Below are 14,117 nucleotides of genomic sequence, written 5' to 3'. Positions count from 1 at the left end.
TAGTCTAAAATCCTTCTTTGTGAATTAAAGATGTAGTAAGAGACATTGAAGGAGTGGGGCCTTTGGACATCGATGGAGTTTTTTCAGGTGGAGGCATAAAGGGGCTCGCGTTGATAGGGGCATATCAAGCATTAGAGGAAAAGGGCTACAAATTTAAGAGGCTCGCAGGAACAAGTGCCGGAGCGGTGATTGCAGCATTTATAGCCGCCGGTTATTCGAGCAGGGAGCTCTTGAAAATCATGGATGATATAGATTTTAATAAATTGCTGGACTCAAACGCGATCATCTCTCTCCCTATAATAAAATGGCTTCGGGTTTACAATCGTTTAGGTTTATATAAGGGAGTGGCGCTTGAAAGCTGGGTGGAAGAAAAGCTGAAAGCGAGGGGAATTTATACGTTCGCCGATTTACCGCCCCATTCACTCCGGGTCATCGCTTCGGATTTATCGAATGGCAGATTGTTGGTTCTCCCGGATGATCTTGAGAAGTACGGCATAGCGAAAGAAACCTTTCCCGTTGCCAGGGCGATACGAATGAGTGCGAGTCTTCCTTACTTCTTTGAACCTGTAAAGCTGCGATCTTTAGAAGGAATAAGTTTCATGGTGGATGGTGGGGTGCTAAGTAACTTTCCTATGTGGCTGTTTGATCGGGAAAATGTGAAAAAGGTAAGGCCGGTCATCGGGGTGAAGTTAAGTCACGATCTAGTCGGAAAGCCAAAAAAACAGATCAAAAATGCGATTGATATGTATGAAGCCCTCTTTACTACGATGAAAGATGCACATGATTCAAGATACATTTCCAGAAAACTTGAAAAAAACATCATTTTTATTCCTACTGAAGGTGTGCTCACGACCGAATTCGGATTAACACCCGAAAAAAGAGCAGAGCTCTTTCAATACGGGAAATCAAAAGCGGAAGCATTCCTTCAAAAATGGCCATTTTAATAAAACAATCGAGCTCCTAAAACGAGGCTCGATTGTTTTTCTTATTCTTTTTTCCTTCAATTACAGTAAGGTTGGCATTGGATTTCTTTCGTATCGAACGTTTCTTTGAGGCGTTTGATACTTGAGGCTTACTTGGAGACTTTTTCTTATGCCGCCTCTTTGATTGTTTGGCTGCTTTAAGAAACGCTCTCTGTTCATTACTATTACCAGCCCGCCTTCCGCTGAACCATCTTCGGTAAATGAAGTAGATGATTCCGATCACAGCTGCTGTAACAAGTAATTGTTTGACTAGCCCTAAAGGATTTCCGAATAGGGAGGTTCCCAACCCAACAATAGCTAACAATATTAATGTGATAACAAAGATATTACGAGCGTTCAACAAAGCCACCTCCTTACAATTCAATCCATTATACATATCTATACTATTATTCTAGACAATTTCCTTGTTATTTAACCATATTAGTTATCGATTTTCTGTGAATTTTTGCTGGGGCTATTTTCTGAAACTTGAAAAGATATTATCTATTTTACTAAAAAATGAATCAAAGGACTAGAGATAGGTTTTATCATCCATATTTCCTCATCAACCACAGATGAAAAATAAGTAAAAACATGCAAATGTTTAAGTCAATGGGACATACTACGAATGGAGGTGTTTCAGATGGCTGAACAAAAGGGACAGCATGAAAAGATTCAGGATGGCACAGAAGAAAGTAAGGAAAATCCACACTTAGAGCAGAATCAGGGTGAAAAACCACTATCGTTCATGGCAATGGTTGTGGTGACGGGCTTTATCGGTGGGATGTTATGGAGTTCAATTGCCTACATTTGTTACTTTTTTTCCTTTACGAAAATCGAGCCGAATATTATCTTTGAGCCGTGGGCGGTTGGTGACTGGGTGGACAAATGGATCGGCATCGTTCTTTCCATTGTGGCTTATGGAGTGATTTCTATAGGTGTGGCCCTCATTTATTATGGTTTATTACGAAAATTCAAGTCTATGTGGGTAGGAGTTGCCTACGGAGTAGCGTTATACTTAGCTTTCTTTTTACTGCTCAATCCGCTTTTCCCAAGCATTAAATCCTTTACATCCATTGATTATCACACTTTGATTACAACCTTCTGTCTGTATATTCTGTATGGCGTATTTATCGGCTATTCGATTTCTTATGAAGAAAATGAATTGAGACATCAGAATGAGAAAGAAAAATCAGGGGAAGTATCCCATTAACAAATCCTCATTATCAGACAATTATGTAGGTATAGGTATAAGGTTTGTGTTAGAATGTTCATGATGAACATTCTATTTTTTTAGGGGTTTACATATGATGAAAATCTTGCTTTTAAATGGTCCTAACTTAAATAGGCTCGGGAAACGTGAACCCGATATTTATGGACATGTCACCCTGCCACAACTTGAGGGGAAGCTTTCGAAACAAGCAGAAGGTGAAGGATTTCAACTCTTTTCAGCTCAATCGAACCATGAAGGGGAACTGATTGATTACATACACAGGGCAGAGGATGAAGGGTATGGGGGAATCATCCTGAATCCCGGTGCTTTCACGCATTACAGCTATGCGATAAGAGATGCAGTGGCTTCGGTATCAGTACCGGTAGTGGAAGTGCATATATCTAATATCCATGCCCGTGAAGCGTTCAGACATCAATCTGTCGTGGCAGCTGAAACGGTTGGCCAGATCGTCGGTTTTGGACTGTTTGGTTACGAACTGGCTTTACAAGCGATCATAAAGAACATTAAGGGAGTGGAATTGAATGAAGATTGAACGATTAAGAGAGACTTTTTCAGAAAACGAACTTGACGGGATTTTACTTACAAGTACCTACAACCGTCGGTACATGACAAACTTTACCGGTTCATCAGGTGTTGTTCTGATTTCTAAAGAGAAAGCATTATTCATAACAGATTTTCGCTACATCGAGCAAGCAACCGAGCAGGCTGCCGATTTTGAAATCGTCCAGCATACTGGACCGATACATGATGAAGTAGCCAAACAAGTGAAAAACCTGGGGATCAAGAAACTGGGCTTTGAGAAGAACTACATGACATTCAGTGCGTATGACAGCTATCGTGAAGTGTTGGAAGCAGAACTTGTACCGGTATCAGGGCTGGTGGAAAAGTTACGCTTGATTAAGACACCTGAAGAGCTTAAGATAATTAAGGATGCGGCGGATATTGCCGATGCAGCATTTAAGCATATATTAGATTTTATTAAACCGGGTGTGACAGAGTTAGAAGTTTCCAATGAATTAGAATTCTTCATGAGAAAAGCGGGAGCGACATCTTCATCTTTTGATATCATCGTTGCTTCAGGTAATCGTTCTGCACTTCCTCATGGGGTTGCCAGTGATAAAGTCATTGAAAAAGGTGATTTTGTAACGTTGGATTATGGTGCATACTATAAAGGATATTGCTCCGATATGACACGTACATTATCTGTAGGAGAACCAAGTGAGAAATTGAAAGAGATCTATGACGTCGTTCTACAATCACAGCTTCTGGCTATGGAAAAAATCAAGCCTGGTATGACAGGTAAAGATGCGGATGCTATTGCACGTAGTTACATAACAGAAAAAGGTTATGGAGAGTATTTCGGACATTCTCTGGGACACGGAATCGGCCTTGAAGTCCATGAAGGACCAGGATTGTCCTCCCGTTCCGATGTGGTACTGGAGCCTGGAATGATCGTAACGGTTGAACCTGGCGTCTATGTTCCAGGTGTTGGCGGTGTTCGTATTGAAGATGATACACTCATAACAGAAGATTCCAATGAAACACTGACACATTCTACAAAAGATCTAATCATTCTGCCATTGTAGTCCGAAAGACAGTTCTACTAGACAATAGGAGGAAATAAAAATGATTTCAGTAAATGATTTTCGTACAGGTTTGACGGTTGAAGTCGATAACGGGATTTGGCGAGTAATCGATTTCCAACACGTTAAACCAGGTAAAGGGGCAGCATTTGTTCGCTCCAAACTTCGTAACCTGCGCACAGGTGCCATTCAGGAAAAAACGTTCCGTGCAGGGGAAAAAGTAGGAAAAGCCCAAATCGATAACCGTAAAATGCAATATCTGTATGCTAATGGTGACATGCATGTATTCATGGATAATGAGAGCTACGATCAAATCGAACTTCCGGCTGCTTCCATAGAATATGAATTGAAATACCTGAAAGAAAACATGGAAGTGTCTATCATGATGTACGGTGGAGAGACTCTTGGAGTCGAGCTTCCTAACTCAGTTGAGTTGAAAGTGACTGAAACAGAACCGGGCATCAAAGGCGATACAGCTTCCGGTGGTTCAAAGCCTGCTACTGTGGAAACAGGATTAGTGGTTAACGTACCGTTCTTCGTCAACGAAGGAGACACATTGATCATTAACACAACGGACGGATCTTACGTATCACGTGGATAATTGAATGTGAAAAGCCTGAGCGAGATTATTCTCGTTCAGGCTTTTTTTTATATTAAATCTCCCAATCCCCACCCCAAATCTTCCAACTCTACTGTCATAATCTCATTCCACTAGAATACATTGTATTATCGGGAAGCATGTACGAAGGTTCATTTCATGTTCATACATTCCGAAGTGGAACAAGATTAGGAGGTACCTATATGCAAGAAGTTCTAGCCTTACTACCCAGCACTATTTCTGACAAAGTCCTGACCCTTCCACAAGATCTTATTGACCGAATTGAAGAAATCAGGGTTCGTACCAACCGTGTGTTGGAGGTCACGGCCAGGGGGAAGCCATATTTTCTTTCTTATACTGTTACCGAGGAAGATAGCGAGCAGCTCATTAACAAACTGTCCAGGCATTCATTTTATACATTGGAAGAAGAACTGAAGAGAGGATATATTACGATTGAAGGCGGACATCGAGTCGGTCTTGCCGGCAAGGTCATTCTAGAGGGGGGTGTCGTGAAAGGAATTCGGAATTTGTCTTCCTTTAACATCAGGATTGCGAGACAAAAGCTTGGCATAGCTCAATCAATTTTTCCATATGTTTATGATAGTGGCTGGAAGCATACGATGATTATCGGCTCGCCTCAGACAGGGAAAACGACATTGCTAAGAGATCTTGCACGTATGATCTCGACCGGCGTCCCGGAGAAAAAGATCCCTCCTTTTAAAGTTGGGATTGTCGATGAACGGTCCGAAATTGCCGGGTGTGTAAATGGAATCCCTCAGCTGATGTTCGGACCCAGGGTGGACGTGCTGGATGCATGTCCGAAGGCTGAAGGGATGATGATGCTGATCCGCTCCATGAGTCCCGACGTCCTGATTGTGGATGAGATTGGCCGCGTGGAAGATGGTCAAGCTATCCAGGAAGCCGTTAATGCCGGTATTACCCTTGTGATGACGACTCATGGATCTACATTTGCGGAAGTAGCGAAGAGACCGGTGATCAAAGACATTGTGAATCTTCAAACCATTGAGCGGTTTGTTGAACTAAGGAGAGGGGATGAGCCAGGTAAGGTTCATGAAGTGTGGAATGAACACGGTCAATCTCTTCTGCAAAAAGTGAGTGTGACATAAATGATTAAACTAATCGGTGCTGTTTTCATCCTGCTTTCTACTTCCTGGGCTGGTTTCGAAGCGTCTAAATATTTAACGGAAAGGCCGAGGCAGCTTCGGTTGTTGAAGGTGGCCCTCCAGTCATTGGAAGCAGAAATCACTTACAGCCATACCCCTTTGCATGAAGCAACGAGAAAGATATCCAAGCAGTTGCAAAAACCTGTTTCATGGTTCTTTGAAACGTTCTCAAAGAAATTAACGGAGCAGGAGATTTCAGTGAAGAAAGCGTGGGAAGAAAGCCTGAATGATATATGGAAATTAACGGCTTTTAAAACAGGTGAATACGAAATCCTGAAACAATTTGGAGAAAACCTGGGCAAACACGACATGATGACCCAGCAGAAACATATACAGTTAGCGTTAAAACATCTGGAAAGAGAAGAATCAGAGGCGATAGAAAAGCAGAGAAAATATGAAAAGATGACGAAGAGCTTGGGGTTTTTGTCAGGTTTATTATTGATTATTCTATTACTCTAACGATGCTTCATAGGTCAATGCTTTTATACATGCCAATCGCTTGCGAGAAGTTTAGAAACCAGGAGGGAAATGAATATGGGAATTGATGTGGATATTATTTTCAAGATCGCAGGGGTGGGGATTGTAGTGGCCTTTTTGCATACGATTTTAGATCAGGTCGGGAAGAAGGAATATGCACAGTGGGTTACCCTCTTTGGGTTCATCTATATTCTGTTTATGGTAGCCTCGATTGTCGATGATCTGTTCCAGAAGATTAAATCGGTCTTCTTATATCAAGGTTAGGGGGCGTCCGCGATTGAAATCATTCAAATTGTTGGTATAGCACTGGTTGCGACCTTTCTGGCTTTGATCGTGAAAGAGCAGAAACCAAATTTTGCTTTTTTGCTTATTGTGTTTGTAGGATGTTCGATTTTTTTATTTCTGATCGATCAAATTTACTCCATCATTCATATGATTGAGAAGCTTGCTGCGAATGCAAATGTGAATATGGTGTATGTAGAAACCATTCTCAAAATTATCGGCATCGCCTACATAGCGGAATTCGCTTCTCACATTACAAAGGATGCCGGACAAGGAGCACTTGCGGCGAAAGTGGAGCTTGCAGGGAAGATCTTGATATTAGCAATGGCGGTACCTATTCTAACGGTGATTATCGAAACGATTATCAACATGATCCCAACTGGATAAGCGAAACGTTAAGAGGTGGAAAAAATTGTTGCAAATATATCGAATACTCGTCATAGCACTCGTAATCTTTTTCGTAGGAGCCTCCAGTGGACAAGCTGAAGAAGGGGAAGAACAGAATCCTCCCGATTCGACGATTCAACAGCAAATGATCGATCAGCAGTTAGATCAATTAGGAATCGAAGAATTAAAAGGATTCTGGAATAGTATCGTGGATCAATACGGTGGCTATCTTCCTGAAAGTCAAAAGGGCAGTTTGGTTGATTTTATCAAAGGAGAAAAAGAGTTTTCCTTTAAAGCATGGTTTAGTGGAATCTTCAAATTCGCCTTCCAGGAGCTTGTGATGAATGGGAAGCTATTAGGAACGCTGATTATGCTCACTATTTTCAGTATGTTTCTTCAATCCCTGCAGAATGCATTCGAAGGAGGGAGTGTCAGCAAGGTTGCATACAGCATTGTGTTCATGGTGTTGATCATCATCGCCCTAAATAGTTTTCACGTGGCGATTGACTACACCCGGGATGCCATCTCCACCATGATTCACTTCATCATTGCCCTCATACCTCTGTTGTTAGCCCTTATTGCGGCTTCCGGGGGAATTGTATCTGCAGCATTTTTCCATCCTGTGATTATCTTTTTAATGAACACAAGCGGTTTGTTGATCCAAAATGTCGTGCTGCCCCTGCTGTTTCTGGCGGCGCTATTAAGTATCGTAAGTACGCTTTCGGCTCATTATAAAGTGACGCAGCTGGCACAGTTATTGCGCACATGGAGTATCGGGTTATTAGGAGCCTTCATGACCGTATTCCTTGGTGTTATATCCGTGCAGGGAGCCACGGCAGCGGTGACAGATGGGATTACCATTCGAACAGCGAAATTTGTAACAGGAAATTTTGTACCTGTGATCGGCAGAATGTTCACGGATGCGACGGACACAGTGATCAGCGCTTCCGTTCTATTAAAGAATACAGTGGGAATCGCTGGTGTCGCCATTGTTCTGATCATTGCAGCTTTTCCAGCAATCAAGATCCTCATGATTGCGTTTATTTATAAATTAGCCGCAGCTCTCTTGCAACCCCTCGGTGGCGGACCGGTGATAGAATGTCTCGATATCATTGCCAAAAGTGTGATTTATGTCTTTGCGGCCCTTGCCATTGTATCCTTTATGTTCTTTTTAAGTCTTACCGTCATCATTGCAGCAGGAAATATCACGATGATGATGAGATAAAGAGGAAGGAGTATCGTCATGTCATTTCTCACCGATTGGATTACAAATATAATAATCTTTGTTCTCTTAGCCACCGTCATTGACATGCTTCTTCCCAGTTCCAACATGCAAAAATATGCGAAAATCGTGACTGGCTTATTGTTGATCACCATTATCCTTACCCCTTTGTTTAAATTAATGTCAACTGATTTTGATACGGTGATGGAGTCAATTGATATAAATGGAGATTCCCGGAATAATTCAGTAGAAAATTTAATAGAAATGAAGAAAAAAGAAATACAAGCCTCACAACGTGCATATATTTTAGAACAGATGGCTGTCCAAATGAAACAACAAGCTGAAAAGGAGATGATGGATGAACACGGTAAGGTCATTGAGAAGGTTGTAGTAAAAGCAGATGATTTGGAGAATGTCCCGGATAGTATCACAGAAGTGACAGTGGTAGTGAAAGACAAACAAGAAAACACTACGATTGAAACCGTTCAAAACGTGGAGATCGATACGGGAGCTGAGCCGAGAAAGAAAACCCCTGAAGAAAATACGTCCCCAATGGCCTCCTTACTTGCCGAGCAATGGAATCTTACACCAGACAAAATAATCATTACAGTTGAAGGGGGGACTGGGGAAGCCAATGAACTTTAATAAAAGTCCGCTTAACGCATTGAAGGAATGGTTGTCAAAAGAAAATTCGAATTCACCGCCAAAGGATAAAAAAGGGAATAAGTTTCAATACTTTCTCATTGTGCTGTTAGTAGGTGTCGCCTTTATGCTGATCAGTGATCTTTGGAGCAGGGATGGCAGCTTGGAGGTCTCGAAATCAGTAGACGAAGGAGTACCTGAAGAGGTCGCGACATTCGGCTCCGGCCATAAGGAATCGGATGGCTCCATGAGAGGGTACGAAGATCAATACGAAAACCAATTGAAAGAAGCACTTGATCAAATTGTCGGGGTCAGCGAAGTACATGTTGTGGTCAATGTAGAGGCAACAGAGTCAAAAGTATATGAAAAGAATGAATCCACACAGTCACAAACAACCTCAGAAGAAGATAAACAAGGTGGAAAACGATCGATAGAGGATAAATCGCGAGATGAAGAAATGGTCATCGTCAGGGATGGAGAGAAAGAGGTTCCCATTGTGAAAGAAACTAAAAAACCTAAAGTCAGCGGTGTCCTTGTTGTAGCAAAAGGGGCCGATAATATACAAATCAAAAAATGGATCATAGAAGCTGTTACCCGCGGATTAGACGTACCAAGTCACAGGGTATCGGTTCTGCCCAAAAAATAAGGGGGAAATGATAGATGTTACTTAAAAAACAAACGGTTTGGTTATTAACGATGTTAAGTCTTGTGATCGTGCTTTCAGTGTATTACATTACTTCTCCTACACAGCAAGTGACAGATATGGCATATGAAGAAAAGGACGGAAAAGAGCAAGCGAAAGAAGATGGGAAGGAAACCATGTCTGACATGGAAGTCGTGACAGACGCAGCTGGAAATGAAATGTTCGAAGCTTTAAGAATTGAAGTATTGGATCAACGCGAACAGCTTCGTGAAGAACTGGAAGCGAAAGTGGCGAACGCTGATGTATCAGCAGAGGAAAAAAGCGCTGCCTATGAAGAAATGGAGAACTTAAGAGAGTTGGCCATGACAGAATCAGTATTGGAAACCATGATTAAAACAATGGGTTATGAAGATGCGTTAGTCAGAGCTAACGGTGAAAATATCCGCATTACAGTGAAATCCGACAAAGAGCACTCAACAGCCGATGCTAATGAAATCATCCGCCTCGTGATGAGTGAAGTTGGTCAGATGAAACCGGTAGCAGTAGAATTCCAACCAACAAATTAACATGTACACCATTGCCGCCGAAGGGGAACCTTCAGGCGGCCATTTTTTGTTTGCAAGCAGGTAATGCTTTGACTTGCATCACACCTAAACTTCCTCTGAAAACAAAAAAATTCTTCTATTATTTTATTTTTTTCCTAAAAAGGTCTAGAATAGAGAATAGGGTTGTATGCGCTTTACAGAATGGTAGGAATCGCATATTGAATTTATACGAGGTATTATCGTATGATATTAGTAGCTAGTCATAATTTTTTAAACTATAAGAGGGGTGTCAACCGTGTTAAAAATTCAAGAAATCCGTGAAATAATCAAACTCGTAGATCATTCTAGTGTTGATGAGTTTACATACGAGCATGATGGTTCGAAAATTAAACTTAAAAAGAATAATGGTGTAACAGTTTCCGGGCAACCACAAGTCGTTCAGGCAGTAGAGGAAGTAAAACCTGCAGCTCAAGCAGTACAGCAGGCTCCAGCGCCTGTACAGGAAGCAGCTCCTTCCGTAAATACAGAAGAAAAAGAAGCTCCACAAGCAAAAGCAGAAGATTCAAACTTACATAAAATCACGTCTCCTATGGTAGGGACGTTCTATCAGTCTTCTTCCCCGGAATCAGGTCCATACGTGAAAGTTGGAGATAAAGTCGATGAAAGCTCTGTCGTATGCATCGTAGAAGCGATGAAATTATTTAATGAAATCGAAGCGGAAGTAAAAGGTGAAATTACTGAAATCTTAGTAAAAGACGGTCAATTGGTTGAATATGGACAGCCGTTATTCTTGGTCAAACCTGAATAAGGAGCGAAAATAGATATGATAAAAAAAGTATTAATCGCCAATCGAGGAGAAATTGCGGTACGTATTATTCGTGCATGCCGAGATTTAGGCATCGAAAGTGTAGCCGTATATTCTGAAGCAGATAGAGAAGCACTCCATGTTCAATTAGCGGATGAAGCTTATTGCATCGGACCTACTGCATCGAAAGACAGCTACCTGAATTTCACAAACATCATTAGCGTGGCAAAATTGACAGACTGTGACGCCATTCACCCGGGTTACGGATTTCTAGCTGAGAACTCTGATTTTGCAGATCTGTGCCGCGATTGTAACATCATCTTCATTGGTCCTTCACCAGAAGCGATCTCGAAGATGGGTACGAAAGACGTGGCACGTGAAACCATGAGAGAAGCAGGCGTTCCCATCGTACCAGGCTCAAAAGGTATCGTGAAGGACGCAGAAGATGCTGTACAGCTTGCAGAATCCATGGGGTATCCTGTCATCATCAAAGCCACAGCCGGTGGTGGAGGAAAAGGGATCCGTGTTGCGAAAAGTGAGGAAGAGCTTGTTAAAGGGGTAACAATCACTCAGCAAGAAGCCATGACTGCATTCGGTAACCCTGGTGTTTACATTGAAAAGTATATTGAAGACTTCAGACATGTGGAAATCCAGGTGCTGGCTGATAATTTCGGGAACGTGATCCATCTTGGGGAACGTGACTGTACGATTCAGCGCCGCCTTCAAAAACTGATCGAGGAAACGCCATCACCCGCTTTAACAGAAGAAATTCGTGTTAAAATGGGGGAAGCAGCAGTAAAAGCAGCCCAAGCGGTTGATTATACTGGTGCCGGCACGGTAGAATTTATATATGACTACGTAAATCAATCATTCTACTTTATGGAAATGAATACCCGTATTCAGGTAGAGCACCCTGTAACAGAACAGGTAACAGGAGTCGATTTGATTAAAGAACAAATTCTCGTAGCGTCAGGAGAAAAACTTTCTCTTACACAGGAAGAAGTAACGTTCACTGGTTGGGCCATTGAATGTCGTATCAATGCAGAGAATCCTGAGAAGAATTTCATGCCTTCAGCGGGGCGGATTGAAATGTATCTTCCACCAGGCGGCATAGGCGTAAGAATCGATTCAGCCGCATATCCTGGTTATATGATCCCTCCATACTACGATAGTATGATTGCCAAAGTCATCACCTATGGAGCGACTCGTGAAGAAGCGATCTCGAGAATGAAACGTGCCTTGAGTGAATTTGTGGTTGAGGGAGTACACACAACGATCCCGTTCCATTTGAAACTATTAGATCATGAAACCTTTGTTGGTGGGGAATTTAATACGAAATTCTTAGAGAAGTACGAAGTAATGAAATCCTAGTGTGAATTCAGGAGGTGCCTTAAAATGGCGGAAAATCAAAACCTTTTACAAATGTCTCACGGTAAAGACGGCCTTGGGAAGATTGAAATCGCACCTGAAGTAATTGAAGTGATTGCAGGAATCGCTGCTTCAGAAGTAGAAGGCGTATCACAAATGCGTGGTAACTTCGCGACAGGTGTCGTCGAGCGTCTCGGAAAGAAAAACCACGGTAAAGGTGTCAAAGTGGAGCTTGCAGAGGAAGGAATCATCGTGGATGTATACTGCATCATGAAATTCGGTGTAGCCATCCCGACAGTGGCTCAAAAGATCCAGGATAACATCCGTCAAGCCCTGCTTAACATGACTGCATTAGAAGCAGATGAAGTAAATGTTCATATCGTAGGCATTCAATTCGAGAATCAGAAATTTGAAGCTGAAATTGAAGACGAAATGTAAGAGAGGGACGGTCCTTAAGGGGGCCGTTCTTTTTTGTATATAGGTTTGTTTCTGAATGGGTGTTTTTTGTAAAACGGCTGGATTATTCATCAAAACGGCTGGAATTATTGAAATTTCCGCCGGATTCTTCTAATGAGGAGGCCGCACTCCCGCCTCCTTGTCCCTCGAGGTCATAAGCTAAATGGTCCAAGAAGGCAAAGAACGCCTTCCCGGCCCATTCATCTTATGCTTGTCGCCTCTTTCAAAGCCCCTCCGCTTTTCTTGTCAGAATATTGATTTTTTTACATAGACGTGCGTATTACCCTTAGTTTGTGCTATTATCAAAGGTATGAAAATTGATGGAGTAAAAGGAGTAAATATAAGATGAAGAGAAGAGTTGCTCGTGAAAAGGCCTTACAAGCGTTATTTCAAATAGATATGAGTGGGATTGAGCCCGATGTTGCGTTAACCAATGTGCTGGAGGAAGATCAAAAGATGGATGCCTATCTTCAACAGCTTGTTCTCGGGTTCATCGAGAATCAGGAACGTATCGATGGACACATTCGTGAAAACCTGGAGAAATGGTCCTTTGACCGCCTGGCAAAGGTAGATCGTAACATCTTGCGTTTAGGAGTCTATGAACTGCTGTTTGTGGAAGACGTCCCTAATAATGTAGTCATTAACGAAGCAGTTGAAATTGCAAAGATCTTTGGAGATGATCAATCAAGCAAGTTTATCAATGGTGTTCTTTCAAAGGTAAGTCAATCTTAACAATGTTAGGGGTCGAGTGGAATGTCAGCTTCTATAATTGATGGAAAACTCATTGCAGGTCATTATCGTGAACGATTAAACAGTCAGATCGAGGAGCTTAAGGAAAAGGATGTCACTCCAGGGTTGGCTGTCATCCTGGTAGGAGATAACCATGCTTCTCATTCATATGTCAAAATGAAGAGAAAAGCGTGCAGTAATCTGGGCATTCATTCAGAGCTTTATCAATATGAGTCCAGTTTAACTCAAGATGAACTGCTGAATAAAATTGAAGACTTAAATGAACAGAGCCATATTCATGGCATTCTTGTTCAACTGCCTCTCCCTGAGCATATTAATCCAATAACCGTTATTGAAACGATTTCCCCATCTAAAGATGTGGACGGATTTCATCCCGTTTCCATTGGGAAAATGGTGACCAATCAAGATACCTTCTATTCTTGTACACCACTTGGAATCATGAAGATGCTTGAATATGAAAATATTTCAGTAGAAGGTAAACACGTCGTGATTTTAGGAAGAAGTAACATTGTCGGAAAACCGGCAGGTCACTTATTCCTCAATCGTAATGCGACGGTTACGTATTGCCATTCGAAAACGAAGGATATGTCTTTCTACACAAAGCAGGCAGATATTATCGTATCTGCGGTAGGGAAAGCCAATCTAATCGGCGCAGAGGATATTAAACCGGGAGCCGTAGTCATTGACGTCGGAATGAATCGTGATGAAAACGGTGCACTTTGTGGGGATGTGAATTTTTCAGAAGTGAAGGAAAAAGCCGGAAAAATCACACCTGTTCCTGGTGGTGTCGGCCCTATGACGATTACGATGCTACTGTATAATACAGTGAAATCTGCTGAATGGGCTCTTGCCAATCGCCAAAACGGTTAAAAAATAGTACACTATAGGTAACATAAAACGGAAAGGGACAGCTCATCGCTGGTCCCTTTCCGTATTCCTACATACAAAAGCCTTAACAAATTGCAGGAAACAAAGGAGT

19 protein-coding genes are annotated in these 14,117 nt (G+C 41.9%); 18 read left to right on the top strand and 1 reads right to left on the bottom strand.

The window, feature by feature from the left end:
- Positions 1-62 precede the first annotated feature (62 nt).
- Entirely contained in the window at positions 63-944 is an 882-nt protein-coding gene (locus ACOSV2_RS08405) for a patatin-like phospholipase family protein (protein ID WP_428974721.1), read from the top strand.
- Positions 945-960: 16 nt separating this feature from the next.
- On the opposite strand, the gene ACOSV2_RS08400 is transcribed toward ACOSV2_RS08405, so the two are convergent.
- A complete protein-coding gene (locus ACOSV2_RS08400; protein ID WP_258549694.1) occupies positions 961-1,323 on the bottom strand; it encodes an SA1362 family protein in 363 nt (120 codons plus the stop codon).
- Between the two features lie 282 nt (positions 1,324-1,605).
- On the opposite strand from ACOSV2_RS08400, the gene ACOSV2_RS08395 reads away from it, so the two are divergent.
- From ACOSV2_RS08395 to folD, 17 genes are all read left to right on the top strand, one after another.
- Positions 1,606-2,175, top strand: coding sequence for a YqhR family membrane protein (locus ACOSV2_RS08395; protein ID WP_428974720.1), 570 nt, complete (start codon positions 1,606-1,608; stop codon positions 2,173-2,175).
- Between the two features lie 94 nt (positions 2,176-2,269).
- Complete coding sequence (gene aroQ, locus ACOSV2_RS08390) at positions 2,270-2,728, top strand: type II 3-dehydroquinate dehydratase (protein ID WP_397553418.1); 459 nt, start codon at positions 2,270-2,272, stop codon at positions 2,726-2,728.
- Entirely contained in the window at positions 2,718-3,782 is a 1,065-nt protein-coding gene (locus ACOSV2_RS08385) for a M24 family metallopeptidase (protein WP_428974719.1), read from the top strand. Before aroQ ends, ACOSV2_RS08385 begins: the two co-directional genes overlap by 11 nt.
- Positions 3,783-3,822: 40 nt before the next feature.
- Complete coding sequence (efp, locus tag ACOSV2_RS08380) at positions 3,823-4,380, top strand: elongation factor P (protein WP_113970469.1); 558 nt, start codon at positions 3,823-3,825, stop codon at positions 4,378-4,380.
- Positions 4,381-4,580: 200 nt separating this feature from the next.
- Positions 4,581-5,504 carry a stage III sporulation protein AA gene (gene spoIIIAA, locus ACOSV2_RS08375; RefSeq protein WP_428974718.1) on the top strand — a complete coding sequence of 308 codons (924 nt, stop codon included), beginning with the start codon at positions 4,581-4,583 and terminating at the stop codon, positions 5,502-5,504.
- Positions 5,505-6,020, top strand: coding sequence for a stage III sporulation protein SpoIIIAB (spoIIIAB, locus tag ACOSV2_RS08370; RefSeq protein ID WP_148969590.1), 516 nt, complete (start codon positions 5,505-5,507; stop codon positions 6,018-6,020). It begins immediately after the preceding gene.
- Between the two features lie 75 nt (positions 6,021-6,095).
- Positions 6,096-6,302: a stage III sporulation protein AC gene (gene spoIIIAC, locus ACOSV2_RS08365; RefSeq protein ID WP_034758004.1), complete on the top strand. Its 207-nt coding sequence runs from the start codon at positions 6,096-6,098 to the stop codon at positions 6,300-6,302.
- 12 nt (positions 6,303-6,314) lie between these two features.
- On the top strand, positions 6,315-6,707 hold the full coding sequence (gene spoIIIAD / locus ACOSV2_RS08360) for a stage III sporulation protein AD (protein WP_172655798.1): 393 nt from the start codon (positions 6,315-6,317) through the stop codon (positions 6,705-6,707).
- Positions 6,708-6,735: 28 nt separating this feature from the next.
- On the top strand, positions 6,736-7,932 hold the full coding sequence (spoIIIAE, locus tag ACOSV2_RS08355; RefSeq protein ID WP_428974717.1) for a stage III sporulation protein AE: 1,197 nt from the start codon (positions 6,736-6,738) through the stop codon (positions 7,930-7,932).
- A gap of 18 nt (positions 7,933-7,950) precedes the next feature.
- Positions 7,951-8,574, top strand: a complete 624-nt coding sequence (gene spoIIIAF, locus ACOSV2_RS08350) for a stage III sporulation protein AF (protein ID WP_428974716.1) — start codon at positions 7,951-7,953, stop codon at positions 8,572-8,574.
- The gene (gene spoIIIAG, locus ACOSV2_RS08345; protein WP_428974715.1) at positions 8,564-9,217 is read left to right on the top strand and encodes a stage III sporulation protein AG; all 654 of its coding nucleotides are present in this window, start codon (positions 8,564-8,566) and stop codon (positions 9,215-9,217) included. Before spoIIIAF ends, spoIIIAG begins: the two co-directional genes overlap by 11 nt.
- A 14-nt stretch (positions 9,218-9,231) precedes the next feature.
- Entirely contained in the window at positions 9,232-9,780 is a 549-nt protein-coding gene (locus tag ACOSV2_RS08340; RefSeq protein WP_044340042.1) for a SpoIIIAH-like family protein, read from the top strand.
- 274 nt (positions 9,781-10,054) lie between these two features.
- Entirely contained in the window at positions 10,055-10,567 is a 513-nt protein-coding gene (gene accB, locus ACOSV2_RS08335; protein ID WP_324744499.1) for an acetyl-CoA carboxylase biotin carboxyl carrier protein, read from the top strand.
- Positions 10,568-10,582: 15 nt separating this feature from the next.
- Complete coding sequence (gene accC, locus ACOSV2_RS08330; protein ID WP_428974714.1) at positions 10,583-11,935, top strand: acetyl-CoA carboxylase biotin carboxylase subunit; 1,353 nt, start codon at positions 10,583-10,585, stop codon at positions 11,933-11,935.
- A gap of 24 nt (positions 11,936-11,959) precedes the next feature.
- Positions 11,960-12,370, top strand: a complete 411-nt coding sequence (locus tag ACOSV2_RS08325) for an Asp23/Gls24 family envelope stress response protein (protein WP_113970461.1) — start codon at positions 11,960-11,962, stop codon at positions 12,368-12,370.
- 363 nt (positions 12,371-12,733) lie between these two features.
- Complete coding sequence (gene nusB, locus ACOSV2_RS08320) at positions 12,734-13,120, top strand: transcription antitermination factor NusB (protein WP_397553425.1); 387 nt, start codon at positions 12,734-12,736, stop codon at positions 13,118-13,120.
- 21 nt (positions 13,121-13,141) lie between these two features.
- The gene (folD, locus tag ACOSV2_RS08315; RefSeq protein ID WP_428974713.1) at positions 13,142-14,008 is read left to right on the top strand and encodes a bifunctional methylenetetrahydrofolate dehydrogenase/methenyltetrahydrofolate cyclohydrolase FolD; all 867 of its coding nucleotides are present in this window, start codon (positions 13,142-13,144) and stop codon (positions 14,006-14,008) included.
- The last annotated feature ends 109 nt before the right edge of the window (positions 14,009-14,117 follow it).

The sequence above is a fragment of the Rossellomorea sp. DUT-2 genome, assembly GCF_052665285.1.
The sequence above is the reverse complement of the archived record's forward strand: the minus strand, read 5'-3'. Positions and strand labels throughout refer to the sequence as shown.

Coding starts and splice junctions, on each gene's coding strand:
- aroQ (WP_397553418.1), top strand. CDS start 2,270: ATGATGAAAATCTTGCTTTTAAATGGTCCTAACTTAAATAGGCTCGGG.
- spoIIIAA (WP_428974718.1), top strand. CDS start 4,581: ATGCAAGAAGTTCTAGCCTTACTACCCAGCACTATTTCTGACAAAGTC.
- folD (WP_428974713.1), top strand. CDS start 13,142: ATGTCAGCTTCTATAATTGATGGAAAACTCATTGCAGGTCATTATCGT.
- spoIIIAC (WP_034758004.1), top strand. CDS start 6,096: ATGGGAATTGATGTGGATATTATTTTCAAGATCGCAGGGGTGGGGATT.
- spoIIIAF (WP_428974716.1), top strand. CDS start 7,951: ATGTCATTTCTCACCGATTGGATTACAAATATAATAATCTTTGTTCTC.
- nusB (WP_397553425.1), top strand. CDS start 12,734: ATGAAGAGAAGAGTTGCTCGTGAAAAGGCCTTACAAGCGTTATTTCAA.
- accC (WP_428974714.1), top strand. CDS start 10,583: ATGATAAAAAAAGTATTAATCGCCAATCGAGGAGAAATTGCGGTACGT.
- ACOSV2_RS08325 (WP_113970461.1), top strand. CDS start 11,960: ATGGCGGAAAATCAAAACCTTTTACAAATGTCTCACGGTAAAGACGGC.
- spoIIIAB (WP_148969590.1), top strand. CDS start 5,505: ATGATTAAACTAATCGGTGCTGTTTTCATCCTGCTTTCTACTTCCTGG.
- ACOSV2_RS08395 (WP_428974720.1), top strand. CDS start 1,606: ATGGCTGAACAAAAGGGACAGCATGAAAAGATTCAGGATGGCACAGAA.
- ACOSV2_RS08385 (WP_428974719.1), top strand. CDS start 2,718: ATGAAGATTGAACGATTAAGAGAGACTTTTTCAGAAAACGAACTTGAC.
- spoIIIAG (WP_428974715.1), top strand. CDS start 8,564: ATGAACTTTAATAAAAGTCCGCTTAACGCATTGAAGGAATGGTTGTCA.
- efp (WP_113970469.1), top strand. CDS start 3,823: ATGATTTCAGTAAATGATTTTCGTACAGGTTTGACGGTTGAAGTCGAT.
- ACOSV2_RS08340 (WP_044340042.1), top strand. CDS start 9,232: ATGTTACTTAAAAAACAAACGGTTTGGTTATTAACGATGTTAAGTCTT.